Origin of the sequence: Bacillus cereus (genome assembly GCF_015071065.1) — a bacterium.
GTDB classification, from domain to species: Bacteria; Bacillota; Bacilli; order Bacillales; family Bacillaceae_G; genus Bacillus_A; species Bacillus_A cereus_BA.
The window spans coordinates 965,367-990,980 of sequence record NZ_VOVA01000001.1 but is presented as its reverse complement, the minus strand read 5'-3'; the positions used below and the strand labels follow the sequence as shown (position 1 = coordinate 990,980).

Sequence of the window (25,614 nt, the reverse complement as noted above, 5' to 3'; positions counted from 1 at the left end):
AAACGTTACAGAATTTTGAAAACTTTGTTTCAATTCATTTTAGTTGTAATTGGAGCGAGAACTTGTTACATATGAAGTATAGGAATTTAAAAGGAGGCATGTTTATGAGACACGCGCTCATTACAGCCGGTACGAAAGGTTTAGGAAAGCAAGTAACAGAAAGGTTATTGGCTAAAGGATATTCGGTAACAGTAACGTATCATAGCGATATATGTGCTATGGAAACAATGAAAGAAACATATAAAAATATGGAAGAACGTCTACAGTTCGTGCAAGCTGATGTCACGAAAAAGGAAGATTTACATAAAATAGTAGAAGAAGCGATGAGCCGTTTTGGCAAAATTGACTTTTTAATTAATAATGCTGGTCCTTACGTATTTGAAAGGAAAAAATTAGTCGATTACGAAGAAGACGAATGGAATGAAATGATCCAGGGTAATTTAACAGCGGTGTTTCATCTATTAAAACTTGTCGTACCGATTATGAGAAACCAGCAATTTGGCCGTATTATTAACTATGGATTTCAAGGGGCAGATAGCGCACCTGGATGGATTTATCGTTCAGCCTTTGCAGCTGCGAAAGTAGGACTTGTTTCATTAACGAAAACAGTAGCTTACGAAGAGGCAGAATATGGTATTACTGCGAATATGGTTTGCCCTGGTGATATAATTGGTGAAATGAAAGAAGCGACGATTGAAGAAGCTCGAAATCTGAAAGATAGTAACACACCAATTGGTAGATCTGGAACAGGCGAAGATATCGCAAGAACCATTTCGTTTTTATGTGAGGACGATTCTGATATGATTACTGGTACGATTATTGAAGTAACAGGCGCTGTTGATGTTATTCATAGACATCGATAGAATTAAATAAAGTGAGGTTTCGAATAATTGGGCAGGTGATTTTCATATATAAGAATCACACTGCCCTTTTATGTAAAAGAAATTCTATCGGAAAACTTGTGTTATTTTTTTGTCAAATATTGAGATATTATGTTAGAATATAAGAGTGTAGAAAGCGCTTTAAAAATGATTCAGGGGTCATTTCATAACTCAAGGGGGAACTAATAATGCGTATCGGTATTCCAACAGAAATTAAAAATAATGAAAACCGCGTGGCAATGACGCCAGCGGGCGCTGTACATTTAGTACACAATGGTCATGAAGTTTTTGTTCAAAAGGGTGCAGGTGTAGGATCTGGCTTTACAGATGAAAAATACGTACAAGCTGGAGCAAAACTTGTTGAAACTGCTGAAGAAGCATGGAATCAAGATATGGTTATGAAGGTAAAAGAGCCAGTTGAAAGTGAATACGGTTATTTCCGCGAAGGTTTAATTTTATTCACATACTTACATTTAGCTCCAGAGCCAGAATTAACGAAAGCATTAATTGATAACAAAGTAGTATCAATTGCATACGAAACAGTACAATTAGAGAATCGTTCTTTACCATTACTTGCACCAATGAGTGAAGTTGCAGGTCGTATGGCTGCACAAATCGGTGCACAATTCCTTGAGAAAAACAAAGGCGGTAAAGGTATTTTACTTGCAGGTGTTCCAGGGGTTAAACGCGGTAAAGTAACAATTATCGGTGGTGGTCAAGCTGGTACAAACGCAGCGAAAATTGCAGTTGGTTTAGGTGCAGATGTGACAATCATTGACTTGAGTGCAGAACGTCTTCGTCAATTAGATGACATTTTCGGTAACCAAGTAAAAACGTTAATGTCTAATCCATACAATATTGCAGAAGCTGTAAGAGAATCTGATCTTGTAATCGGTGCGGTATTAATTCCAGGTGCAAAAGCACCAAAACTTGTAACAGAAGAAATGATTCAATCAATGGAACCAGGTTCTGTCGTTGTAGATATTGCGATTGACCAAGGTGGTATTTTCGAAACAACTGACCGTATTACAACTCATGACAACCCAACTTACGAAAAACATGGTGTTGTTCATTATGCGGTTGCAAATATGCCAGGTGCGGTTCCACGTACATCAACTCTTGCATTAACAAACGTAACAGTACCATATGCAGTACAAATTGCTAACAAAGGCTACAAAGAAGCTTGCCTAGGCAACGCTGCATTATTAAAAGGTATTAACACATTAGATGGATATGTAACATTCGAAGCAGTTGCAGAAGCGCACGGCTTACAATACGCTGATGCAAAAGGGCTTCTTGAAAAAGCTCCTGCTTTATCATAATAGAGATATATGTAAGCCCCTCCTTTTGTAAGGAGGGGCTTTTATTTGGATTACTTGTCAAGCTTCTTTACAATTTTCAAGCCGAACATCATTGTAAAGAAAAGAATGCCGAACAAGTAATAAAGGGCATACTCAACTCGTATCGTCGAATTTTCATTAGTGATATATAAAACAAATAGTATCGCAGAGCCAATTAAATGAGAGAGACCGAAAATTTGTGCCATAAGCTTTAAACTCATTTTCTCAATTCTTTCATCTATCTCAGGTAATGGGTATTGCTCGGACTCTTTCTTTTTTTTCTTAAAGAATATTCGTTTCACTACTAATAGTACTAAGGCTAAGAGTATGTATACGCCAGCGAATAGAAGGACAGAACGAATCTTTTCTTCATCACTACTATTGAAATAAAGAAAAGTCGATCCTAACACTAAAATGGTAAGATGAGAAATGAATTCTTGATTAAAAGTATTTTTCATTCTTTTTCCTCCCCAGTTTTATCTAATTGAAATAAATCCTCCACTTTACAGCTGAAAAACTCACATAATTTCAATGCTAATTCTAAACTTGGGTTGTATTTATTCTTCTCGATAGCGATGAGGGATTGTCTAGTGATTTGAACAGAGGAAGCTAATTGCTCTTGAGTGATGTCTCTAACGACGCGGAATTGTTTCACTTTATTTTTAATCAAATATACAAAGTCTCCTTTTTGTAAATTTGTTACATTTATCATATCCATTTTTAGGTAAAAAGTAAATAAAACTTTACAAAAAGTAAATAAAACTTTACGAGGGATATCGCTTGTTACAATGTATATTTTTGTGATAATTTGGAATTAAACGGAAAGTGAAAGTCGATAGAGGGGATTGGGTGTGGAGAACTATGGAAACAGTAAATCTATTAGAATTAACAAAAGATATTAAAGACCAGCATAAAAACTTTGTCGTTTCAAATGTAAATAGTCATTGCTTACGAATCGCCGTATTTACTGGTGAATATGATTGGCACTACCATTCTAATTCGGATGAATTATTCATTGTGTTAGAGGGAGAATTACTTATCGATTTTCAAGATAGAGAGACAGCAGTTTTAAAGTCGAATGATTCTATTTTAATTCCAGCAGGTACAATTCATAGAACGAGAGCATTAAAGAGGACGGTAAATCTTTGTTTTGAAAATGTAGAGGCGGATACAGTAATTGTGGAGGTCGTATGAGAAGGTTACAGATTGAAGAATACGATAAAGTAAGTTCACTTTTAGAAGAGAATCAACGAACAACAACTTTTGCGTATGCAGTTTGTGATCAAAACATAAATGGTGAGATTTTTATAAATGAGAAGTTAACAGCAGGACTAATCGTCACCACTAATGGTATTTATTATTTGTTAGGTGACACTCAAGACCAAAGTTATAACGAAGATTTATTTTCGTATATAAAAACAGCCATTGAAAAAACAGAGAAACGATTTACACTGTTCACTTCGAGTGAAGAGTGGGAAATGATGATTGAAGAGCGCTTTAGTAATGCATTTCGGAAAATCCCAAGAATGACATTTCAATTTCAAAGAGAGGTTTTTGAAGATAGAAAAATAGAATTAAGCAAAAATACATATGGAATTAAACGTATTGATAAAAATGATATAGAACGAAGCAATGAATTTACAGAGGACTATTACAAAGAGTATTGGGGATCAAAAGAAGCGTTTTTAAATGGTGGCTTTGGTTTTTGTATAGAACAAGATGGGATGATTGTAGCTGAATGTGTCTCAATATTTAACGGGAATAGATTTGCTGAAATTGATATTGCTACGCATGAGGCACATCAAGGAAAAGGATTAGCTCAAGTTGTCGCAACAAGCTTCATTGAACATTGTATACAAAATCATATAATGCCGTGCTGGGATTGTAATATAGACAATATTCCTTCGCAAAAATTAGCTAGTAAATTAAGTTTTCATAATCCAATAGAATATAGCTTATTTGTACGTAAGAGGACGGGGGAATAAAAATGAATGTAGAACTAACGAGGTTTAAAGTGAAGCATGGTAAAAGTCATCGTGTAGATGAATGGATGCAGTTTCTTAACGACAATATGAAAGAAGTACTTTTGACATTAAACGACGAAAAGATGTATGTAGAGACAATTTTCCGGGAAATAAGAGCTGGAAAAGAGTACTTATATTGGTATTCCGTGCAAGGAGAAGGTGGTACTCTTGTCGAAAATTCTCATCATGAAATTGATAAAAAACATTTAGAGTTTTGGCATGAATGTATTGATGAGGATGATCCGGCTGTCGATATGAAGACGGAAGTTGTTATGATTCAAGATGTTGTGAAAGAAGCGATGAAATACTAGAGTAGTATTTTAAACAGTTGGCGTAAAACCTTCTTCTTTTTTGGCTAGAAGAGAGCATCTAGCCGTGCATAGAAGCGGTTAACCCCTTTTTCTGCCCCATGCCAAGTTAAAACAGAGATAGAAATTGGGTACGAAGTTTATTAGTGGTGATTTATATGAAAAAAATTAAAATAGATTTATATGAGAAGCGCATCAAAAAGGGTGTGCTTTTTTATATGCAGAAATTTTTTTAGAAAAGCTGTATACATTTTGCGCTCTCAAACGTTGAGTATATAGAAAGGAGAGCAGAATGAGTCATGATACGTTTGAATCATTATTATTAGAGAAATCAAAAGCTGTGTTTGGATACTTAATTAAGATTGGAGTAGATAGAAAAGAAGCAGAAGATATTGTACAAGATACATTGTATAAAGCTTTGTTGCTTATGGAGGAAATACCGTTAGAGCATTTAACTCCGTGGTTATTTAGAGTTGCGATCAATCAACACCGAGATTTACACCGGAAAGAAAAAAGACTAAATCCAATTGCGATTGAATCTGTCGTTCTTATTGGTCAAAAGTCATTAGATGAAGTGCTTTTGACAAGTGAACTACAAGGCGAGGTACAAGAAATATTGGAGACGATGACGGAGGATTATCGTCATATTTTACTGTTGAAATACGAATATGAACTATCTTATAAGGAAATTGCCATTTTATTAAGTATGAAAGAAGAAACAGTGAAAACAAGTTTGTACCGCGCCAGAAATCAATTTAAAAAATTGTATAGGAGGAGAAGCGATGAGTCGGAAGGACTTTGATTTGAATATGGATGATAAGCAGATGAAGACTTTGATGAAGAGGGCGAAGAGGAAGCAATTTTGGAGAAATCTCGTGATTTCAGTAGTTGTGACATTAGTATTTATTATAGGTAGTATCAGTTTGTTAATTTATTTTAACGAGAAGAGTATGCGAGAAATGGATCAGAGAGTATATTTGCAACAGAGTGTTCAAGGGCCTAATATTATTTTTAATTCACATACAAAATTAAGCATGGGAATAGCAAGTGGTACAATGATGTATAGTTCTTATAAAAATATTCAAGGACAACCAGTTAAATGGATTGATGAAATTTATGAGTATTCGATCTTTGGTTATAGTCAAAAAAATTATAATGGAAATACAGGTTTAGAGGAAGAAAACGTAAATAAACAATCGGAATTTGCTACAAGGCAAGATTATAATAGACAGACAATGCAAAGAGAAATGCGATTTTACTTACCTTTTGTAAAGTATTTAAACTATGTTAATGATTTGGAGAAAATGAGTGAGTTGCAGAATAAAGTCGCAGAGGTAGCATTATCCTTTGATAAGGCGTATACAGCGAAGGAAGTGGTAAAGATGCTTCCTGAGGGAATACGGCCTGTATGGTTTTGGGTAGATACATATGATGAAAAAAAAGCAGATACATATACAGGATTAGCAGATCCTGAAACCGGAGAGGTATTAAATGCAGAGGTATCAATGAATATTTTTGGTTTTGAGGGTAGTTATGCTGATAAGAAGGAAGACGAGTACGAGGATATCAAAGGAAACTCGGCAGGGTTTATTGGTTCTATGAAATCTTTAAGTGAAAATAAAGGGGGATATCAAGAATATTTTAGGACAAACTATAGTGAAATAAAAAACACCAAACCAAAAGACTTACCAATATACGGAGTGGTCGTAACTGGAAAAACAGAGGATTTACAAAGTTTACAAGGTGCGCCATATATTAAGGCGGCTGTTAGAGGTGTAACAGTTGAGAAATATTGATCACAATACATTAATGTGAATAATCTGAAAATTTATGTTATAATATGGGAAAAGGAGGTTTATATGAGGCAAATACATGGAGCAATTTATATTTACATAACAATGTTTTTCGTGGCGATATCCTATGCTTTAGGGCACGTGTATTCGCATCCTATACTAACTTTTTTAAGCGGAGCATGTATGGCGTTTGCGCTTCTTGTCCACCTTTTCTCGGTTTGGATCGTGAAATTTCAAATTAATATTAGTGAGATAGAAGAAGGCACTTTTTAAGGAGCCTTCTTTTTTAATAATATTGGCGAAGCCCCTGTAGTAATTTTTCAATTTCGCATTCAGTTTCTTTACATATAGACATTGTACGCAATCTGAAAAATAAGCTACGTAAGAAAGATTTTATATTTCCGAATAGAAATTCGTACGAGTCAATATGTAGTATCGGTTTTTGAACTTGCAATTGAGCTACTAGATTACGAAGGGCTAATATGAGTACTTCTTCCTCTAGACCATTTTGCAGCATTACGACAATTGGACAAACGATACGTTCATCTTCTTCATACTTGTAATAGATGGAATGGACACAAACTTTATTTAATAAAGTTGTTAGTATTTCTTCGTACTGTGAAGCTCCTAGTTTAGGATTATCAACAAGCGCTTCAAATGTATCTGAAACATGAGCGATACTATGTGCCCAGCCATGGTCTTGCACATATCCACGGAAATCATGTTCATTGTTCATATATAGAATTAATTGATCTTTTACATTTGAAATATCAGTCTGTGATAAGAAATTATGTTTTGTATCAGCATCAATAATGAGCGCAATTAATAATGTTGTAAATGCACGGGTAAATACAGCATCGTTGTCATCTGAATGAATCTTATAAAATAAATAGTTTTCACCGATGCTTTCTGATAATAGTTTCTGTAAGTGGGTGTGTGAAATATAGTCCTTCTTGATTAGATGATAAAAGGTAGAGTAAATGAGTTTGTCTCTTAAATAGCTATCAGTAACACCGATATGTTGAAGCATACTTGAACTTAAAGAATCGATATTGAGTGTGTTATCGAGTATGTAATTATTATTACGAATTTCTTCTAACTGTTGTTGTAACATGTAAACCCTCCTAATTCAGAAAATTCTGTATATTAATAGTATAATGAGAGAAAGAAATAGACAAGAAATAAGTGCTTTTGAATGGAGGGGCAGTATGAAGAGAGCATTATTCTTTTTTATTAGTATTTTCTTTTTAGGAAGTTGTTCGAGTTCATATGTTACATTTTCTGGCGAGAGCAAAAATTGGACGGGGCAATATAAAGGACATATTAAGGATGACAGTGAAGATGGAATGTTTACGTTTCACTATAAGGGCGGAGATGGGAATACAGAATTTAAAAATTTAGAGGTTGCTATCTATGAAACATCTAGTACGACGACAAAAGCGTCAGAGAACTATAAAGGGGCGAGGATTGAAATGAAATCTGCTTGTATAAGTTGTGCGCTACAATCTAAAGACGAACCGATAGAGGTTGTGATTAAATGGGATGGCAAGTATGAGGAGAGGATGGTTTTAAAGCGGAAATAGAAAAAGGTAGCGATCACGCTACCTTTTTTCTTATTTCACAAATTGTAATTCTTTCGGGAACTTCGTTAAGATCTCTGATCCATCTTTTGTGATGTAAATATCATCTTCAATACGAACGCCGCCTACGTTTGGTACGTAAATACCTGGCTCGATTGTGAAGACCATGCCTTCTTTTAATAGAGACTCATTTCCTTCTTTTACATCTGGATATTCATGTACGCTAATTCCAAGTCCGTGACCAAGGCGGTGTGGGAAGAAGTCTCCGTAACCTGCATCTGCGATAACGGAGCGAGCAGCGTTGTCAATTGCACCAAATGTAACGCCTGGTTTACATGCTTCAACTGCTTGTAGTTGTCCAGCAAGTACAGTGTTGTAAATGCGAGTTTGTTCTTCAGAAATATCACCAAATGCTACTGTACGCGTAATGTCAGAGCAATAACCTTCAATGATTACACCTAAATCAAATAGTACGAAATCGCCGCGTTTCATTTTGTTTGCGCCTGGAATACCGTGCGGAAGAGCAGAATTTGCACCTGCTAATACCATCGTATCGAATGACATTTTATGGATGCCTTTTGTTTTTAATTCATGCTCAATAATTGCTAATACTTCTAGTTCACTACGATTTTCTTTAATTGCATTTACACCAACTTCAACAGCATAATCTGCCATTTTAGCTGCTTCACGTAAAATAGAAAGTTCTTTTTCGTCTTTAATTAAGCGAAGCTCGCGAACTTTCTCTTCAGCTGATTTGAAGGCTGCATTTGGGAATAATTTTGTTAATTCTTCGTAACGCTCTACGTTTAAATGTTCTTTTTCAATGGCAACTGCATTTACATCAATACCGCGATCTTTAATTGCTTTTGCAATCATATCCCATGGTCTGTCAGTATCAGTAAATCCGATAATTTCATGTGCCCAGCCAGCGTTACGCGCTTGGCCTTCTTCCATTTTAGGACAAATTAAAATAGGTTCTTTTTCTTGGAATACAAACATACCAAGTAGTCTTTCATGTGGTTCACAATGGAAGTTCGTCATGTAGAAAACGTTTGGTGTAGAAGTTAAGAACGCAGCTTCTACGTTTTTTTCTTTTAGCCATTGCATTAAATTTTCTAATCTAGCATTCATCGATTGGCACCCCCGAGATATTTAATTACAAATATAACTTTACATCGGATGAAAGCGTTATGACAAGTAAATAGATGTTAGAAAAGACAGGTAATTGAGAAATCATGTAGAATAAAAAATGAGAATGTGAATAGGGAGGAATGTAATGATGAAAGTATCTTATCACGGGCATTCAGTTGTAAAGATTGAAACGAATGGAAAAGTTATTTTAATTGACCCATTTTTAACGGGAAATCCGAAAACAGATTTAAATGCTGAAGATGTAAAAGTTGATGCAATTATTTTATCGCACGGACACGGTGATCATGTCGGGGATACAGTAGCGTTAGCAAAGAAAAATAATGCGGTTGTTGTGGCACCGTTTGAATTAGCAACATTTTTAGGATGGCAAGGTGTAAATACACATCCAATGCATATTGGAGGTTCACACGAATTTGACTTTGGAAAAGTGAAATTTACTCAAGCATTCCACGGCTCTAGTTATATTGATGAAGAAAATAAGACGATTACATATACAGGTATGCCAGCTGGTATTTTGTTTACAGCAGAAGAGAAAACTATATATCATGCGGGAGATACTGCACTGTTCTCTGATATGAAGTTAATTGGAGAGCTTAATAATATTGATGTAGCATTTTTACCAATTGGTGATAATTTCACAATGGGACCAGAAGATGCTGTGTTAGCAGCAAAATGGATAGAGGCGAAAACAGTTGTACCGATGCATTACAATACGTTCCCAGTTATTGAACAAGATCCATATCAATTTGTAGAAAAGCTACAAAATTGTACAGGGAAAGTATTAGAAGCTGGAGAAAGTATTTTATTATAAAAAAGAAACCCTTCATTTGAAAAGACAAGTGAAGGGTTTTTTACGTGTGTAATACAGCTTTTAAAGTTTGTATTTGTTTTGGCGATTCTTTTCTTTGTGAAATTGGCTGTTCAGGTGCTTCATTTAATTCCAACGCAACTTTTTTTCCATCTACGAAAGCTAAAAACACAGCACCTACAACCTCTAATAATTTTTTCATCATGTATTCGCTCCTTTGTTTCATTTCTTGTCTCAATTGTATATTGGAACGAGCGGACAAACTATCGAACGAGATGACAACAGCATTACATTGTTGTAATAGAGTGACTGGTGGAATGTAAGGGTTATTTTGTTATAAAAAAAATAGTACAGGTATACAAAGAGTGAGTGTAACAGTTTTGGAAATATAGTATACTGAAAATACACACATGAAGAATTTAGGGAAAAGAAAGTATGGTGAAACCATTTGGCTACCAAACATAATCAAATTTTAGAACATATTAATAGCCTGCCGGTAGGGCATAAAATTTCTGTGCGGCAAATTGCGAAAGATTTGAGTGTAAGTGAAGGGACAGCTTACCGTGCAATTAAAGACGCAGAAAATAAAGGGTATGTTAGTACAATTGAACGTGTCGGAACAATTCGAATTGAGCAAAAGAAGAAAGAGAATATCGAAAAACTGACATATGCAGAAGTCGTTAACATTGTCGAGGGTCAAGTACTTGGGGGCAGAGAAGGACTACATAAAACGTTAAATAAATTCGTTATTGGGGCTATGAAATTAGAAGCGATGATGCGCTATACAGAAGCTGGGAACTTGCTTATTATTGGGAACCGTACGAATGCACATCAATTAGCATTAGAAACAGGGGCTGCCGTATTAATCACAGGTGGATTTGATACAGAAGAGCATGTGAAAAAATTAGCAGACGAATTGAAGTTGCCAATTATTTCGAGTAGTTATGATACATTTACGGTCGCAACGTTAATTAACCGTGCAATTTATGATCAACTTATTAAGAAAGAAATTGTACTCGTTGAAGATATTTTGACGCCAATTGAAGAAACGTTATATTTAAAGCCAAATGATACAGTCCAGCAATGGCATGCGTATAATGAAGAGACGATGCATGGACGTTATCCAATTGTTGATGAAAATAAAAAGGTGTTAGGTATCGTAACTTCAAAAGATATGATTGGTGTTGCGAAAGATACACCGATTGATAAAGTGATGACGAAACATCCTATTACGGTAAATGGAAAGATTTCTGTCGCAGCTGCAGCACGTATGATGGTGTGGGAAGGTATTGAATTGCTTCCTGTTGTGGAGGATGGAAATAAATTGCAAGGAATCATTAGTCGTCAAGATGTACTTCAGGCGCTGCAAATGATTCAGCGCCAACCGCAAGTTGGGGAAACAATTGATGACATTGTAACGAATCAATTTATGACGCCGAAAGAAGCAAAAAATGAGCATTTGTATCAATTTTCAGTGACGCCACAAATGACGAATTCAATTGGGACGTTATCTTACGGTGTATTCACAACAATTGTGACAGAAGCAACAAACCGCGTCATTCGTGCGCAGAAGAAGAGCGATTTAATTGTTGAAAACTTAACCATTTATTTCGTAAAGCCAGTTCAAATTGATAATGTTGTATCAGTTCATCCGAAAGTATTAGAAATTGGGCGTAAATTTGGTAAGGTTGATGTAGAAGTGCATCATGAAGGTAATGTTGTTGGGAAAGCATTACTTATGGTGCAATTGATCGATAAATAAAAAGATGGAACAAATCGCTTTGGTTTGTTCCATCTTTTTTGTTTTATTGGGTTTTGAAGCTATTGCTAAAGATGTGGAAGGGTTTTAGCGGAAAAGCAAAGGAGTAGCAGGATATATATGTGATGAAGTAATTATACAGTTAAAAAACAGAATATTGATTTAATTAGAGTTTATACTATGTTATAACTGTATTATAAGAAAATAGATGTCGGAAGGTGGTATGCTATATGTCATCAGGAGTACTCTTTTTTGGTGGTATCGCACTCTTTTATTTCCTTGTGATGATACCAATTCAATACTTATACTTACAAGGATTAAATGAAAAAAAGAAACGAACAGGATTATCTCAGCAAGAACTATACAAACAGATGTCTTTTGAAGAAGAGCAATTACATTTTCACGTGCAAGGCAATCTATTTAATATACCGTCTGCGTTTGTTGCGTATATGATTTTGAAGATTAAGGGACGTAAAAAAGCATCACAATGTTGATGCTTTTTTACGTTGTTTTATAAGATTCGGCTTCTTTGACTGCTAATGGTAGAAAATGTTTATATTGGCGGAATCCATTAAAGGTACTCGCGCTGCCAAGTAAAATAAATAAAACACCAACGATAATGCGGGCAGTTGAAAGTTCTAAAAAAAATTGGTTTATCCCAAAGAATAGGACGAATAAGCCGAGTGCTATTGCGGATTTTCCTGAGAGCCAACCTTTCTCCATTGGACGGTTTGTACGAAAGAATTTTGTTTTGTAGAAGAGGTACAACACAAATGAGATGATAATACAAAAGACGAATACTGGCATAATACACGCTCCCATCGATTGGTATACAAATAACAATTTAGAAAAAAGAAAAATCTAAACTTTCTATTTTTTATTATAAAGCAATTGTTCGCATGTATGAAATGTTTTCCGTTATAATGGGGGATAAAGTGAAACTTTAATTAGTGTGGGGAGATCCCACGCACTAATTATTAGCCCTCACCAATCGGGCTTTTTCGTGCATCCGGGCTCCAAATTAATTTTGCCCCATTGTTTTTAATACTTTTGAGGTGGGAGTCTTACTACACGTTAATGCGGGATAAAGTGAAGAAGTTGAATAAAAAGGAGATTATACATATGCATGAGCAAATTTTAGGAGCAATTAAAGAGTTTGATACAATTATTATTCATCGTCATGTACGTCCGGATCCAGATGCGTTAGGTTCTCAGTGCGGACTTGGTACAATTCTGCAAGAATCGTTTCCAGAGAAGAATATTTATATGGTTGGGTACAACGAGCCTTCTTTATCGTTTTTACGAGTAATGGATGATATTGAAGATAGTGTATATGAAGATGCACTTGTTATCGTTTGTGATACAGCAAATCAAGAGCGTGTTTGTGATCAGCGTTATGCAAAAGGAAAGATGTTAATTAAAATTGATCATCATCCGAATGAAGACCCGTACGGAGATATTACGTGGGTGGATACGACAGCTAGTTCTACAAGTGAAATGATTTATGAATTTTACAGTTATGGAAAAGATAAAGGATTAACGATTTCAAAGGAAGCAGCTCGCCTTATTTTAGCGGGTATTGTTGGAGATACAGGTCGTTTCTTATTCCCAAATACAACAGCGAAAACACTTCGTTACGTAAGTGAGCTTGTTGAAATGGACGTTAAATTTACGGATTTATACAATGAAATGTATAAAACGAAAGAAAAGATCGCTCGTTTAAACGGTTATATTTTACAAAACTTCACGATGGTAGAAGAAGGCGTAGCGTACATTAAATTAACGAAAGAGGTACTAGAAGAGTTTGATGTACTTTCTACCGAAGCGTCTGGTGTTGTCGGAGCGCTTGGTAATATTGATGGATTAAAGGCATGGGTTCTATTTTTAGAGGAAGATGATGTTATTCGTGTTCGTCTTCGTTCAAAAGGACCAGTTATTAATAAATTAGCAATGCAATATAATGGCGGAGGACATCCGATGGCTTCTGGTGCAAAAGCATCTTCTTGGGAAGAAGCGGATCGCCTGTTTGCTGATTTACGTGAGCTGTGTAAATAAGAAGTTGTATGTTGAACGAAAGAGAAGGAGAGGCGCTGAAGCCCTCCTTTTTTTATTTTTCTTTCTCTATATCAATACTAATTTCAAGTACGGTATCAAAAGAGACTGTGTCTACTTTAAATCGGTATATACGATCGTAATGTTTGTACGTTTTATTTTCGATTACTTTTTTGAGTAAGTCTTTATTTTTTGCGATGCTTTGAATGTTTTTCGTTAAAAGATGCTGGAGATCATTATGGATAGAAGTGGTCATGTTTTCAAGTGTAAGGTTGTCTAAATCGTATTTTTTTCGATTTATAATTTTTATTTTGATTTCTTGAATTGTTAAGAGCCGTTTATTTTCCGTGTTCAATTTCTCTTGATCTTCGAGAAGGACGTGGAGTTTTGCTTCTTGCTTTTCGATGATTTCTTTTTGTTCTGCTATTTTACTAGCTTGTTCTTCTTGAAAAACACCGTATATGTACAAAAAAACAAACCAGCTCAATACTCCTCCAACAGCAGCGCCAGCTAAAACTAAATACCACCTTTTGTCTGTATTGGCACTGGGTACTCTCATACATGATCCTGTGTAAGCCATTTAATAATAATAAGACCAGTTTGCATACCACCAGTTGCGAAAAAAATAAGGAGAATTTGTTTTACGATATCTTTCATATCTCCGCCAAAGAAGCTTCTTTCAAAGCTATAAAAGGTATCGAACGTTCCGCCAATTGCTGCAACGAGTGCCCAAATTCTTAAATTTTGGGCAAATTGACTAATATAAGTTAGAGCTGGTTTTCCGATGAGAAATGCACCAAATCCGCCAATTAATGAACCACCAAGTATAACTCCAAAGGCAATAAAGTAACTAATAATAAGCAGAGAGAAAAAAGTATGTTCTCTTACATCCATCGTCATTCCCCTTTCTTCTTCATATATATGGACAAAGTATGAGAAGTATGTTTTGATTTCCGCTTTCCTCATCACCTATAATAAAAGTAGTCACATAGGTAAAGAGAGGGTACAACAGTGAAGTTTGTGCATTTACAATGTCAAACCGTTTTTAGTTTATTAAAAAGTGCTTGTAAAATTGATGAGCTTGTCATTCGGGCGAAAGAGCTTGGATTTTCATCGCTGGCCATTACAGATGAAAATGTTATGTATGGAGTTATTCCGTTTTATAAAGCATGCAAGAAAAATGGTATACAGCCTATTATCGGCTTAACAGCTTCTATTTTTAGTGAAGAAGAAGAAAGGTCTTATCCGCTCGTCTTACTTGCTGAGAATGAGATAGGCTATCAAAATTTATTAAAGATTTCTAGCAGCATTATGACGAAGTCAAAAGAAGGTATCCCGAAGAAGTGGCTTGCTCATTATGCGAAAGGATTAATTGCAATTTCACCAGGGAAAGACGGAGAGATTGAACAGCTATTATTAGAAGACAAAGAGAGTCAGGCTGAAGAAGTAGTTCATACGTATCAAAATATGTTCAGCAATTTTTATATAAGTTTGCAGCATCATGCGATTCAAGATGAACTGCTTTTGCAAGAAAAACTGCCTGAATTTATTAATAAGGTAAACGTTCCAGTCGTTGCAACAAATGATGTTCGCTATATTAATCAAAGCGATGCACTTGTTCATGAATGTTTATTATCTGTTGAAGGCGGAACGAAAATGACTGATCCAGATAGACCGAGAATGAAAACGGATCAGTATTATTTAAAGTCATCGGATGAAATGGGAGCACTATTTTCTCATGCTGAGGAAGCGGTTCAAAATACAATAACAATCGCGGAACGTTGCCAAGTAGAAATTCCTTTCCATGTAAATCAACTACCGAAGTTTCCTGTTCCATCTAACGAGACGAGTGATATGTACTTGCGCCGTGTTTGTGAAGAGGGCTTGCAAAAACGATATGGCATGCCGAAAGAAGCGCATATAAGACGTTTGGATCATGAATTAAATGTTATTTCTCGTATGGGATTTAGCGACTATTTCCTCATCGTATGGGATTTTATGAAATATGCACATGAAAATCATATTTTAACTGGGCCAGGCCGTGGATCGGCAGCTGGTTCACTCGTTTCTTACGTATTGAAAATTACAGATATTGATCCGATTGAATATGAATTATTATTTGAAAGGTTTTTAAACCCTGAACGTGTGACACTTCCAGATATTGATATTGATTTTCCAGATATAAGACGTGATGAGATGATTCGGTATGTGAAAGATAAATATGGTCAGCTTCGTGTTGCTCAAATTGTAACGTTCGGAACTCTTGCAGCGAAAGCCGCAATTAGAGACATTGCTCGTGTAATGGGGCTCCCGCCAAGAGATATTGACATATTTTCAAAACTTATCCCATCAAAGCTTGGTATAACGTTAAAAGATGCATATGAGGAATCGCAATCGCTCCGTGAGTTTATACAAGGGAATCTGTTACATGAGCGTGTGTTTGAAATTGCAAAACGTGTAGAGGGATTACCGCGTCATACGTCTATTCATGCAGCTGGCGTTATTATGAGCCAAGAACCGTTAACGGGAAGTGTAGCGATTCAAGAAGGGCATAACGATGTTTATGTTACGCAATATCCAGCTGATGCATTAGAAGAACTTGGGTTGCTCAAGATGGACTTTTTAGGCTTACGTAATTTAACGTTACTTGAAAATATTATAAAGTTTATTGTTGAAAAAACTGGGAAACAAATTGATATAAGAAATTTACCTCTGCAAGATGAAAAGACGTTTCAATTGTTAGGAAGAGGGGATACAACAGGTGTATTCCAGCTTGAATCAGGTGGTATGCGAAATGTACTTCGTGGGTTAAAACCGAATGAATTTGAAGACATAGTCGCTGTTAACTCGTTATACAGACCAGGACCGATGGAACAAATTCCAACCTTTATTGAATCGAAGCATGGGAAAAGACGAATTGAATATTTACATCCGGATTTAAAGCCGATTTTAGAAAGAACATATGGCGTAATTGTATACCAAGAACAAATTATGCAAATCGCATCGAAGTTAGCTGGATTTTCGCTTGGAGAAGCGGATTTGCTGCGCCGTGCAGTGAGTAAAAAAAATCGTGATATTTTAGATCAAGAACGTAAGCATTTTGTTCAAGGTTGTTTGGAAAACGGATACGACGAGACATCTTCAGAACAAATTTACGATTTAATTGTAAGATTTGCGAATTACGGTTTTAACCGAAGTCACGCTGTAGCTTACAGTATGATCGGATATCAGCTTGCATATTTAAAAGCAAATTATACGCTGGAATTTATGACTGCGTTATTATCAAGTGCAATTGGAAATGAAGATAAGATTGTGCAGTATGTACGAGAAACAAAGCGGAAAGGTTTTCACGTTTTACCGCCGTCTCTTCAGAGAAGTGGTTACAACTTCCAAATAGAAGGGAATGCGATTCGATATAGTTTACTTTCGATTCGGAATATAGGAATGGCTACCGTGACGGCGTTACTCGAAGAACGAGAGAAAAAAATGTTCGAAGATTTATTTGAGTTTTGTCTTCGTATGCCATCAAAATTTGTAACAGAGCGAAATTTAGAAGCGTTCGTCTGGTCTGGGTGTTTTGACGATTTTGGTGTCTCGAGGACAACGTTATGGAAAAGTCTTAAAGGAGCGTTGGAGTATGCAAATCTTGCACGTGATTTTGATTTAGGGGATGCTGTTCCGAAATCAAAATACGTACAAGGAGAAGAGCTATCCTTTATTGAACAGTTAAATAAAGAGAAGGAAGCACTCGGTTTTTATTTATCTAGCTATCCGACAGCGCAGTATGCGGAGTTAGGAAAAGAATTAGAAATCCCATCTCTTGCTCAGGCGATGCGACATAAGAAAAAAGTACAAAGAGCGATCGTATATATAACAAGTGTGAAAGTTATTCGTACGAAAAAGTTGCAAAAGATGGCGTTTATTACATTCTGTGATCAAAATGATGAAATGGAAGCCGTTATTTTTCCAGAAACGTATATACATTTTTCGGACAGGTTACAAGAAGGTGCAATTGTTTTAGTTGATGGTACGATCGAGCAAAGAAATCATAAGTTGCAATGGATTGTGAATGGACTATATCCGCTAGAAGAAATGGATGTTTATGAAGAAATGAAAGAAGCATCTGTTTACGTGAAATTGCCGTCTCAATATGAAAAAAAGCTTGTAAATCAAGTTACGAAAATATTGTTTGATTATTCAGGTTTTACGAAAGTACTAATTTATTATGAAAAGGAACATAAAATGGTACAATTATCTCGAAGTTTATCGATTCATCCAAGTGAAGAATGTCTAGGAGCACTTCGTGAAATTGTCGGTGACGAAAATGTCGTTGTGAAAATATAATGGACAATTTCCCTACACTTCGATTATTATAGTAGTAGTGTTCGTGGTCAGACCACTTGGAGAAATTGATACCAGCTAGAATAATTTGAGGAGAGTGGATAGTTTGTCAACACTTCGTGAAGAAGCACTTCACATGCATAAAGTGCATCAAGGAAAATTAGAAACTGTATCAAAAGTAAAAGTAGAAAATGCAAAAGATTTAAGTCTTGCATATTCTCCAGGGGTTGCAGAGCCTTGTAAAGAAATTTATGACGATAAAAGTAAGGTATATGAATATACAATGAAGGGAAATATGGTAGCAGTTGTGACAGATGGAACGGCTGTACTTGGTCTTGGTAACATTGGACCTGAAGCATCTCTTCCAGTAATGGAAGGTAAAGCTGTATTATTCAAGAGCTTTGCTGGTGTAGATGCATTCCCGATTGCCTTAAATACAAACGATGTAGATAAAATTGTTGAAACTGTAAAATTAATGGAGCCAACTTTTGGCGGCGTAAACTTAGAAGATATCGCAGCACCAAACTGCTTCGTTATTGAAGAACGTTTGAAAAAAGAGACAAACATTCCAATATTCCATGATGATCAACACGGAACAGCTATCGTAACAGTAGCAGGCCTTGTGAACGCGCTGAAATTAGTTGGAAAGAAAATGTCAGACATTAAAGTTGTCGCAAATGGTGCAGGTGCAGCAGGTATTGCAATCATTAAACTTTTATACCGCTATGGTGTACGTGACGTTATTATGTGTGACCGTAAAGGTGCAATCTATGAAGGTCGTCCTGTCGGTATGAATCCGGTGAAAGATGAAGTTGCAAAATATACAAATAAGAATCGTATAGAAGGTTCTTTAGCTGACGTTTTACAAGGTGCGGACGTATTCATTGGTGTATCTGCAGCAGGTGCATTAACTGAAGAGATGGTTCGTACAATGAATGACGATGCAATTATTTTTGCAATGGCGAATCCTGTTCCAGAAATTATGCCAGAATTGGCAAAAGCAGCGGGCGCAGCTGTTGTTGGAACAGGTCGTTCTGACTTCCCGAACCAAGTAAATAATGTACTAGCGTTCCCAGGTATTTTCCGCGGTGCACTTGATGTACATGCGACACAAATTAATGAAGAAATGAAGATGGCAGCTGTACAAGCCATTGCAGAGCTTGTATCAGAGGATGAGTTGAGTGCAGATCATATCATTCCAGCACCATTTGACGCGCGTGTAGCGCCTCAAGTAGCGGCTTACGTTGCGAAAGCAGCAATGGAGACAGGAGTAGCTCGCCGTCAAGTAGATCCAAACGAAGTCGCTGAGAAAACAAAACAATTAGCGCTGATTGGTAAAGAATAAGCGAGGAATTTCCATTGACATCATCAAATACAAAAGTATATCTCGAAATTGTAAAAAAAATCCGTTCCATTATGGAAGAGGATTGTTTAGTAGCAGGGGATCGTTTGCCATCTGAGCGTGAGTTAAGTTCACGCTTAAATGTTGGACGTTCCTCTGTAAGAGAAGCATTACGTGCTTTAGAACTGGTAGGATTAATTGAAACGAGACGTGGTGAGGGGACGTTTATTCGAAACTTTTACGATAACGGTCTTGTACAATTAATTGCTCCGTTTCTACTACAAGATGAGAAAACAATTCGTGATTTATTACAAACAAAACAATTGCTTGAGAAAGATATGATTCGAATTGTATGTAATTTACCGAAAGAAACATTTTCTAAAGTACTAAGTAAATTACACCAAGTGCTTGAAGGAAATGAAAGTTCAATTCTAATGCTTCATCAAACGTTCTTTAAAACACTTATTGAACAATTCGATAATTATTTACTATATCGCATTTGGATGATCGTAAATGATTACGTTGCAACTCTTTCTTGTGAAGTTTCAGGAGATTCTATCGAAATGTATAGAAAGCTTTATGCTACTTTGGAAGTGAAGCAAGAAAATGATGCGTTAAAAATTTACGATGAATTAGTAGAGAATATACAGTTTCACTCGTAATGTATAAACTTTGTCGAAATGACCATGACACGTTATGACAAACATTCTACTGCATAGCAGTTAAAGTTAAACGTAAAGAGAGAGGTTATTAGACAGATTGAGAAGATAAGGCTAACATCAAACTTTGGTGTTAGCCCCATTTTCTTCTTACGCTAACCTTAGCTCTCAATGAAGGGGGTCAAATTGTGCTAAGAGATTTATTCGTGAAAAAGAAAAAGTACGCTGCAATACCTTCAGAACAAGTACGAAAAGATGTACCAGATGGCGTTATGACAAAATGTCCGAAATGTAAAAAAATCATGTATACGAAAGAACTTCTTAAAAATTTAAAAGTATGCGTGAATTGTGGATATCATCATCCGATGAATGCATGGGAACGCCTTGATAGTATATTGGACGAAGGTTCATTTCGTGAGTATGACAAAGAGATGGTTTCATTAAATCCACTTGAGTTTCCAGGGTATGAAGAGAAACTAGAAAACGATCGCAAGAAGACTGAATTGAATGAAGCGGTTGTAACTGGTGAAGGAACAATTGATGACATGCTTGTTGTTGTTGCAGTAATGGATTCTCGTTTTCGAATGGGCAGCATGGGCTCTGTTGTGGGAGAAAAAATTGCTCGTGCGGTTGAAAAGGCATACGACTTACAAGTTCCATTTATTATCTTTACTGCGTCGGGTGGTGCTCGTATGCAAGAAGGTATATTAAGTTTAATGCAAATGGCGAAAACAAGCGTAGCTTTGAAAAAGCATAGTAATGCAGGAGGGTTATTTATTTCTGTTATGACTCACCCAACGACGGGCGGGGTTTCAGCGAGTTTCGCTTCACTTGGTGATTACAATCTTGCAGAGCCAGGTGCACTTATCGGATTTGCTGGTAGGCGTGTAATTGAACAAACAGTGCGTGAGAAACTACCGGAAGATTTCCAAACGGCAGAATTTTTACTAGAGCACGGTCAATTAGATGCGGTGGTGCATCGTGATGATATGAGAGAAACACTCCGTAAGATTTTAGAAGTTCATCAAGGAGGGGAAATGGCTGTATGGCAGAGCTAGAATTTGAGAAACCAGTTGTTGAGCTAAGAAATAAGATTCGTGAACTGAAAGACTATACGAAAAACAGCCATATGGACTTCAGTGAGGAGATTCGTATTTTGGAAGACAAGCTAGAAAAACTAGAGGAAGATATATACGGCAATATGAAAGTATGGGACCGTGTTCAAATTGCTCGTCATGCAGAACGACCGACAACGCTCGATTATATTGAGCACTTATTTACTAATTTTTTTGAATGTCATGGAGATCGCCTATTTGGCGACGATGCAGCGATTGTCGGCGGCATTGCGAAATATAAGGGGATGCCTGTAACTGTAATTGGGCACCAACGCGGAAAAGATACGAAAGAAAATATTCGTCGTAATTTTGGGATGCCTCATCCAGAAGGATATCGAAAAGCACTGCGTCTAATGAAACAAGCGGAAAAGTTTAATCGTCCCATTATTTGTTTCATCGATACGAAGGGAGCTTATCCTGGTAAAGCAGCTGAAGAACGTGGACAAAGTGAGGCAATTGCCCGTAATTTATTTGAAATGGCGGGTTTAACTGTACCTGTTATTTGTATCGTTATTGGTGAAGGTGGTAGCGGTGGTGCGTTAGGTCTTGGAGTAGGAGATTACATTCATATGCTGGAAAATTCCACTTATTCTGTTATTACACCAGAGGGTGCGGCGGCGATTCTTTGGAAAGATGCTGGTAAAGCAAAAGAAGCTGCAGAAGCGATGAAAATTACAGCATTAGATTTGAAAGAATTAGGTGTAATTGACGAAATTATTCCAGAGGCAAAAGGCGGAGCGCATCGTAATGTTTTGAAACAATCAGAAAATATAGATTTAATGCTTAAGAAAACTTTTGAACAATTAAGCGGAATTTCGAAAGATGAATTAATCGAAAAACGTTATGAAAAATATATGAAAATTGGGCAAGTTTCGTTTTCAAACGCTTCCATTGGGATAAAATAAGAAAAGCGTGCGTTCCTCTTCGCGAATGCACGTTTTTATTATGAAAAGACACATCTTCTCCATTGTGTTTTTATATTTTTTCGTGTTATTTTATTATAAGGCAAATAATCTTTATGAGGTGAGTACAAATGAAACGTATTGGTGTATTAACAAGTGGTGGAGATTCACCTGGTATGAATGCTGCCATTCGTGCAGTTGTTCGTAAAGCGATTTTCCATGATATTGAAGTATATGGTATTTACCATGGATACGCTGGTTTAATTTCTGGTCATATTGAAAAATTAGAACTTGGTTCTGTTGGCGATATTATCCACCGTGGTGGTACAAAATTATATACAGCAAGATGTCCTGAGTTTAAAGACCCAGAAGTACGACTAAAAGGAATCGAGCAATTAAAGAAACATGGTATTGAAGGACTTGTTGTTATTGGTGGAGATGGTTCTTACCAAGGCGCAAAAAAATTAACTGAGCAAGGATTCCCATGTGTAGGTGTACCAGGTACAATCGACAATGATATCCCTGGAACAGACTTCACAATTGGTTTCGATACAGCTTTAAATACTGTTATTGATGCAATTGATAAAATCCGTGATACAGCCACATCTCATGAACGTACATATGTTATCGAAGTAATGGGACGTCACGCTGGAGATATCGCATTATGGGCTGGTTTAGCTGATGGTGCAGAAACGATCTTAATTCCAGAAGAAAAGTATGACATGGAAGATGTTATCGCTCGTCTGAAACGCGGTAGTGAACGTGGGAAAAAACACAGTATTATCGTTGTAGCTGAAGGTGTTGGAAGTGCAATTGACATCGGTAGGCACATTGAAGAAGCAACAAGCTTTGATACTCGTGTAACTGTATTAGGTCACGTACAACGTGGTGGATCACCAAGTGCACAAGACCGTGTATTAGCTAGTCGTCTTGGCGCAAGAGCAGTTGAATTGTTAATTGCTGGTAATGGCGGACGTTGTGTTGGTATTCAAAATAATAAACTTGTTGATCATGACATTATCGAAGCGTTAGCTCAAAAGCATACAATCGATAAAGATATGTATCAATTATCTAAAGAATTATCTATCTAATCGGCTTAATGCCTTGTATTTGGGAACGGTTTCATAATTTTCGGAGGTGCAATATGCGTAAAACTAAAATTGTATGTACTATAGGTCCTGCTAGTGAAAGTATTGAGAAATTAGAGCAATTAATGGAAGCGGGTATGAACGTTGCTCGTTTAAACTTCTCTCATGGTAGCCATGAAGAGCATGGAGCTCGTATTAAAAACATTCGTGAAGCTTCAAAGAAAACTGGTAAAACAGTTGGTATCTTACTTGATACAAAAGGTCCAGAAATCCGTACACATGACTTCGTAGACGGACAAGCTGAGCTTGTAACAGGTGCAGAAGTAATTCTTTCTACTGAACAAGTATTAGGAACTGCAGAGAAGTTCTCAGTATCTTATGCTGGTCTTTATGATGATGTTGATCCAGGTTCTCGTATTCTAATCGATGACGGTCTTATCGAACTAGAAGTAATCGAGAAAGCTGACGGAAACATCCGTACAAAAGTATTAAACAGCGGAACTGTAAAAAATAAAAAAGGTGTTAACGTACCAAACGTAAGCATTAAGCTTCCTGGTATCACTGAAAAAGACGTACAAGATATCGTTTTCGGTATCGAGCAAAAAGTTGATTTCATCGCAGCATCTTTCGTACGTAAAGCATCTGATGTATTAGAAATTCGTGAATTATTAGAAGGGCATAACGCTCAATACATCCAAATCGTACCAAAAATCGAAAACCAAGAAGGTATCGACAACATCGATTCAATCTTAGAAGTTTCTGACGGTTTAATGGTTGCTCGTGGTGATATGGGTGTAGAAATTCCACCAGAAGAAGTACCATTAGTGCAAAAGCGTCTAATCAAAAAATGTAACGTATTAGGCAAACCAGTTATTACTGCAACTCAAATGTTAGATTCTATGCAACGTAACCCGCGTCCAACTCGTGCGGAAGCAAGTGACGTAGCAAACGCAATCTTCGATGGTACAGATGCAATCATGCTTTCAGGTGAAACTGCTGCGGGTCAATACCCAGTTGAATCGGTAACGATGATGGCAAACATTGCAGTGCGTGTTGAGAAATCATTGCAATATGAAGATATGTTCAAAAAACGTATTAAAGAGTTCACTCCAACAATTACAGATGCAATTAGCCAATCTGTTGCGCACACAGCACTTGCTCTTGATGTAGCTGCAATCGTAGCTCCAACAGAAAGTGGACATACTGCGAAAATGATCTCTAAATACCGTCCGAAATCTCCAATCGTAGCTGTAACATCTGACGAGCAAGTAGGACGTCGTCTTGCACTTGTTTGGGGTGTACAAGCGTTTATGGCTGGGAAGCGTGCAGCTTCTACTGACGAAATGTTAGATACAGCAATTCAAACAGGTATGGATGCGGGGCTAATCGGACTTGGAGATACTGTAGTAATCACTGCTGGTGTTCCAGTTGCTGAAACTGGTACAACAAACTTAATGAAAATCCACGTTGTTGGTGAAGAAGTTGCTAAAGGACAAGGAATCGGTCGTAAAGCTGCAAAAGGTAAAGTAGTTGTAGCGAAAACAGCTGCTGAAGCTGTAGCGAACGTAAACAAAGGTGATATCCTTGTTACAACAAGCACTGATAAAGATATGATTCCTGCAATTGAAAAAGCTGCTGCTCTAGTTGTAGAAGAAGGTGGCTTAACAAGCCATGCAGCTGTTGTAGGTGTATCAATCGGTATTCCTGTTATCGTTGGTGTAAACGGCGTAACAACAACTTTAAAAAGTGGCCAAGAAGTAACAGTTGATGCAGCACGCGGAATTGTTTATAATGGACATGCGGAAGTGCTATAAGAAGTAATACGGAGAGAAGGATCGGAGTCCTTCTCTTTTTTTTACACAAAAAAGGATAGAGATAGCTTTAAATGCCTGAAATTACTTTGAAAAACGTTTGTTATAATGTTTAGTGAAAAGAGGGTTATTCGTCCTTTGTAAAGCTTGTATGAGCGTTCTAAGGGGCTTATAAGGGGTTTGTAAAATGATGCATTCAAACCTTTTGAATGAAATGTGAAGGAGTGTGGAGTTGTGAAGTGGTTGCTATTCTTACTGATTGTAATACCGGCGATTGAGATTACGGTATTGATAGGATCGAGTCATGTAATAGGTTTATGGTCTACGTTCGCTATGATTGTATTTACGGGTATTGTGGGTGTATATTTGGCGAAACGACAAGGGTTTAAAGTGCTTAGAGAGATTCAATTTAGGTTAAATAGAGGAGAAATGCCGGGTGATACGGTTCTAGATGGTATTTTTATATTCATAGGAGGTATTCTTTTAGTACTGCCTGGATATGTGACGGATATAATAGGTTTTATCTTTGTTGTTCCTGTAACGAGGGCTTTATTGAAGCCGGTTGTTATGAAGTGGATTGATTGGAAATTTAGAAAGAGAACTACTATTATTGTTCAGAAATAACGCGTAGATTATAGTGATCTACGCGTTATTTTTTT

At 36.6% G+C, this 25,614-nt stretch carries 29 protein-coding genes; 21 read left to right on the top strand and 8 right to left on the bottom strand.

What is annotated here, in order from left to right:
• Window positions 1-71: 71 nt before the first annotated feature.
• Window positions 72-863 carry an SDR family oxidoreductase gene (locus FT637_RS05175; RefSeq protein ID WP_193645379.1) on the top strand — a complete coding sequence of 264 codons (792 nt, stop codon included), beginning with the start codon at window positions 72-74 and terminating at the stop codon, window positions 861-863.
• Between the two features lie 206 nt (window positions 864-1,069).
• Window positions 1,070-2,203 (top strand): alanine dehydrogenase, encoded by a 1,134-nt coding sequence (ald, locus tag FT637_RS05170; protein ID WP_193645378.1) that lies wholly within the window; start codon window positions 1,070-1,072, stop codon window positions 2,201-2,203.
• Between the two features lie 50 nt (window positions 2,204-2,253).
• Here ald and FT637_RS05165 read toward each other — a convergent pair whose 3' ends face one another.
• Together FT637_RS05165 and FT637_RS05160 are read right to left on the bottom strand one after the other, a co-directional pair.
• The gene (locus FT637_RS05165) at window positions 2,254-2,679 is read right to left on the bottom strand and encodes a hypothetical protein (protein WP_193645377.1); all 426 of its coding nucleotides are present in this window, start codon (window positions 2,677-2,679) and stop codon (window positions 2,254-2,256) included.
• Entirely contained in the window at window positions 2,676-2,939 is a 264-nt protein-coding gene (locus tag FT637_RS05160) for a helix-turn-helix transcriptional regulator (RefSeq protein ID WP_193645376.1), read from the bottom strand. Before FT637_RS05160 ends, FT637_RS05165 begins: the two co-directional genes overlap by 4 nt.
• A 143-nt stretch (window positions 2,940-3,082) precedes the next feature.
• Here FT637_RS05160 and FT637_RS05155 point away from each other — a divergent pair, with 143 nt between their 5' ends.
• From FT637_RS05155 to FT637_RS05130, 6 genes are all read left to right on the top strand, one after another.
• Complete coding sequence (locus FT637_RS05155; protein ID WP_193645375.1) at window positions 3,083-3,415, top strand: cupin domain-containing protein; 333 nt, start codon at window positions 3,083-3,085, stop codon at window positions 3,413-3,415.
• Window positions 3,412-4,206 carry a GNAT family N-acetyltransferase gene (locus FT637_RS05150; protein ID WP_193645374.1) on the top strand — a complete coding sequence of 265 codons (795 nt, stop codon included), beginning with the start codon at window positions 3,412-3,414 and terminating at the stop codon, window positions 4,204-4,206. Before FT637_RS05155 ends, FT637_RS05150 begins: the two co-directional genes overlap by 4 nt.
• A gap of 2 nt (window positions 4,207-4,208) precedes the next feature.
• Window positions 4,209-4,556: a DUF6176 family protein gene (locus FT637_RS05145; RefSeq protein WP_193645373.1), complete on the top strand. Its 348-nt coding sequence runs from the start codon at window positions 4,209-4,211 to the stop codon at window positions 4,554-4,556.
• Between the two features lie 289 nt (window positions 4,557-4,845).
• Window positions 4,846-5,355: an RNA polymerase sigma factor gene (locus FT637_RS05140; protein ID WP_193645372.1), complete on the top strand. Its 510-nt coding sequence runs from the start codon at window positions 4,846-4,848 to the stop codon at window positions 5,353-5,355.
• Window positions 5,336-6,349 carry an anti-sigma factor gene (locus tag FT637_RS05135; RefSeq protein WP_193645371.1) on the top strand — a complete coding sequence of 338 codons (1,014 nt, stop codon included), beginning with the start codon at window positions 5,336-5,338 and terminating at the stop codon, window positions 6,347-6,349. The genes FT637_RS05140 and FT637_RS05135 overlap by 20 nt, the downstream gene beginning before the upstream one ends.
• A 63-nt stretch (window positions 6,350-6,412) precedes the next feature.
• Entirely contained in the window at window positions 6,413-6,619 is a 207-nt protein-coding gene (locus FT637_RS05130) for a hypothetical protein (RefSeq protein ID WP_193645370.1), read from the top strand.
• A 13-nt stretch (window positions 6,620-6,632) separates the two neighbouring features.
• Here FT637_RS05130 and FT637_RS05125 read toward each other — a convergent pair whose 3' ends face one another.
• A complete protein-coding gene (locus FT637_RS05125) occupies window positions 6,633-7,460 on the bottom strand; it encodes a DUF2785 domain-containing protein (RefSeq protein WP_193645369.1) in 828 nt (275 codons plus the stop codon).
• A gap of 94 nt (window positions 7,461-7,554) precedes the next feature.
• Between FT637_RS05125 and FT637_RS05120 the strand changes: the two genes are divergently transcribed.
• Complete coding sequence (locus tag FT637_RS05120; protein WP_193645368.1) at window positions 7,555-7,929, top strand: hypothetical protein; 375 nt, start codon at window positions 7,555-7,557, stop codon at window positions 7,927-7,929.
• A 30-nt stretch (window positions 7,930-7,959) separates the two neighbouring features.
• Here FT637_RS05120 and pepQ read toward each other — a convergent pair whose 3' ends face one another.
• Window positions 7,960-9,057 (bottom strand): Xaa-Pro dipeptidase, encoded by a 1,098-nt coding sequence (gene pepQ, locus FT637_RS05115; RefSeq protein WP_193645367.1) that lies wholly within the window; start codon window positions 9,055-9,057, stop codon window positions 7,960-7,962.
• A 148-nt stretch (window positions 9,058-9,205) separates the two neighbouring features.
• Here pepQ and FT637_RS05110 point away from each other — a divergent pair, with 148 nt between their 5' ends.
• Complete coding sequence (locus FT637_RS05110; RefSeq protein WP_193645524.1) at window positions 9,206-9,889, top strand: metal-dependent hydrolase; 684 nt, start codon at window positions 9,206-9,208, stop codon at window positions 9,887-9,889.
• 40 nt (window positions 9,890-9,929) lie between these two features.
• On the opposite strand, the gene FT637_RS05105 is transcribed toward FT637_RS05110, so the two are convergent.
• Window positions 9,930-10,091, bottom strand: coding sequence for a hypothetical protein (locus tag FT637_RS05105; RefSeq protein WP_193645366.1), 162 nt, complete (start codon window positions 10,089-10,091; stop codon window positions 9,930-9,932).
• A 243-nt stretch (window positions 10,092-10,334) separates the two neighbouring features.
• On the opposite strand from FT637_RS05105, the gene FT637_RS05100 reads away from it, so the two are divergent.
• Together FT637_RS05100 and FT637_RS05095 are read left to right on the top strand one after the other, a co-directional pair.
• On the top strand, window positions 10,335-11,648 hold the full coding sequence (locus tag FT637_RS05100) for a DRTGG domain-containing protein (RefSeq protein WP_193645365.1): 1,314 nt from the start codon (window positions 10,335-10,337) through the stop codon (window positions 11,646-11,648).
• 227 nt (window positions 11,649-11,875) lie between these two features.
• Window positions 11,876-12,139 carry a DUF3949 domain-containing protein gene (locus FT637_RS05095; RefSeq protein ID WP_193645364.1) on the top strand — a complete coding sequence of 88 codons (264 nt, stop codon included), beginning with the start codon at window positions 11,876-11,878 and terminating at the stop codon, window positions 12,137-12,139.
• Window positions 12,140-12,146: 7 nt separating this feature from the next.
• Here FT637_RS05095 and FT637_RS05090 read toward each other — a convergent pair whose 3' ends face one another.
• The gene (locus FT637_RS05090) at window positions 12,147-12,452 is read right to left on the bottom strand and encodes a YtpI family protein (RefSeq protein ID WP_193645363.1); all 306 of its coding nucleotides are present in this window, start codon (window positions 12,450-12,452) and stop codon (window positions 12,147-12,149) included.
• 315 nt (window positions 12,453-12,767) lie between these two features.
• Here FT637_RS05090 and FT637_RS05085 point away from each other — a divergent pair, with 315 nt between their 5' ends.
• Window positions 12,768-13,700 carry a DHH family phosphoesterase gene (locus tag FT637_RS05085; RefSeq protein WP_227493666.1) on the top strand — a complete coding sequence of 311 codons (933 nt, stop codon included), beginning with the start codon at window positions 12,768-12,770 and terminating at the stop codon, window positions 13,698-13,700.
• 52 nt (window positions 13,701-13,752) lie between these two features.
• On the opposite strand, the gene ytrI is transcribed toward FT637_RS05085, so the two are convergent.
• Window positions 13,753-14,256 (bottom strand): sporulation membrane protein YtrI, encoded by a 504-nt coding sequence (ytrI, locus tag FT637_RS05080; protein ID WP_193645361.1) that lies wholly within the window; start codon window positions 14,254-14,256, stop codon window positions 13,753-13,755.
• Entirely contained in the window at window positions 14,253-14,666 is a 414-nt protein-coding gene (locus FT637_RS05075) for a YtrH family sporulation protein (RefSeq protein WP_193645360.1), read from the bottom strand. The genes ytrI and FT637_RS05075 overlap by 4 nt, the downstream gene beginning before the upstream one ends.
• 42 nt (window positions 14,667-14,708) lie before the next feature.
• Here FT637_RS05075 and dnaE point away from each other — a divergent pair, with 42 nt between their 5' ends.
• The 8 genes from dnaE (at window position 14,709) to FT637_RS05035 (ending at window position 25,579) form a co-directional block, all read left to right on the top strand.
• Complete coding sequence (gene dnaE / locus FT637_RS05070) at window positions 14,709-18,041, top strand: DNA polymerase III subunit alpha (RefSeq protein WP_193645359.1); 3,333 nt, start codon at window positions 14,709-14,711, stop codon at window positions 18,039-18,041.
• A 133-nt stretch (window positions 18,042-18,174) separates the two neighbouring features.
• Entirely contained in the window at window positions 18,175-19,383 is a 1,209-nt protein-coding gene (locus FT637_RS05065) for an NADP-dependent malic enzyme (RefSeq protein WP_164881566.1), read from the top strand.
• Between the two features lie 14 nt (window positions 19,384-19,397).
• Window positions 19,398-20,042, top strand: coding sequence for a FadR/GntR family transcriptional regulator (locus tag FT637_RS05060; RefSeq protein ID WP_193645358.1), 645 nt, complete (start codon window positions 19,398-19,400; stop codon window positions 20,040-20,042).
• 185 nt (window positions 20,043-20,227) lie between these two features.
• Entirely contained in the window at window positions 20,228-21,097 is an 870-nt protein-coding gene (accD, locus tag FT637_RS05055; RefSeq protein ID WP_193645357.1) for an acetyl-CoA carboxylase, carboxyltransferase subunit beta, read from the top strand.
• The gene (accA, locus tag FT637_RS05050) at window positions 21,085-22,059 is read left to right on the top strand and encodes an acetyl-CoA carboxylase carboxyl transferase subunit alpha (protein WP_193645356.1); all 975 of its coding nucleotides are present in this window, start codon (window positions 21,085-21,087) and stop codon (window positions 22,057-22,059) included. Before accD ends, accA begins: the two co-directional genes overlap by 13 nt.
• A 128-nt stretch (window positions 22,060-22,187) precedes the next feature.
• Window positions 22,188-23,147 carry a 6-phosphofructokinase gene (pfkA, locus tag FT637_RS05045; RefSeq protein ID WP_193645355.1) on the top strand — a complete coding sequence of 320 codons (960 nt, stop codon included), beginning with the start codon at window positions 22,188-22,190 and terminating at the stop codon, window positions 23,145-23,147.
• Window positions 23,148-23,200: 53 nt separating this feature from the next.
• Window positions 23,201-24,958 carry a pyruvate kinase gene (pyk, locus tag FT637_RS05040; protein ID WP_193645354.1) on the top strand — a complete coding sequence of 586 codons (1,758 nt, stop codon included), beginning with the start codon at window positions 23,201-23,203 and terminating at the stop codon, window positions 24,956-24,958.
• Window positions 24,959-25,189: 231 nt separating this feature from the next.
• On the top strand, window positions 25,190-25,579 hold the full coding sequence (locus FT637_RS05035) for an FxsA family protein (RefSeq protein ID WP_193645353.1): 390 nt from the start codon (window positions 25,190-25,192) through the stop codon (window positions 25,577-25,579).
• The last annotated feature ends 35 nt before the right edge of the window (window positions 25,580-25,614 follow it).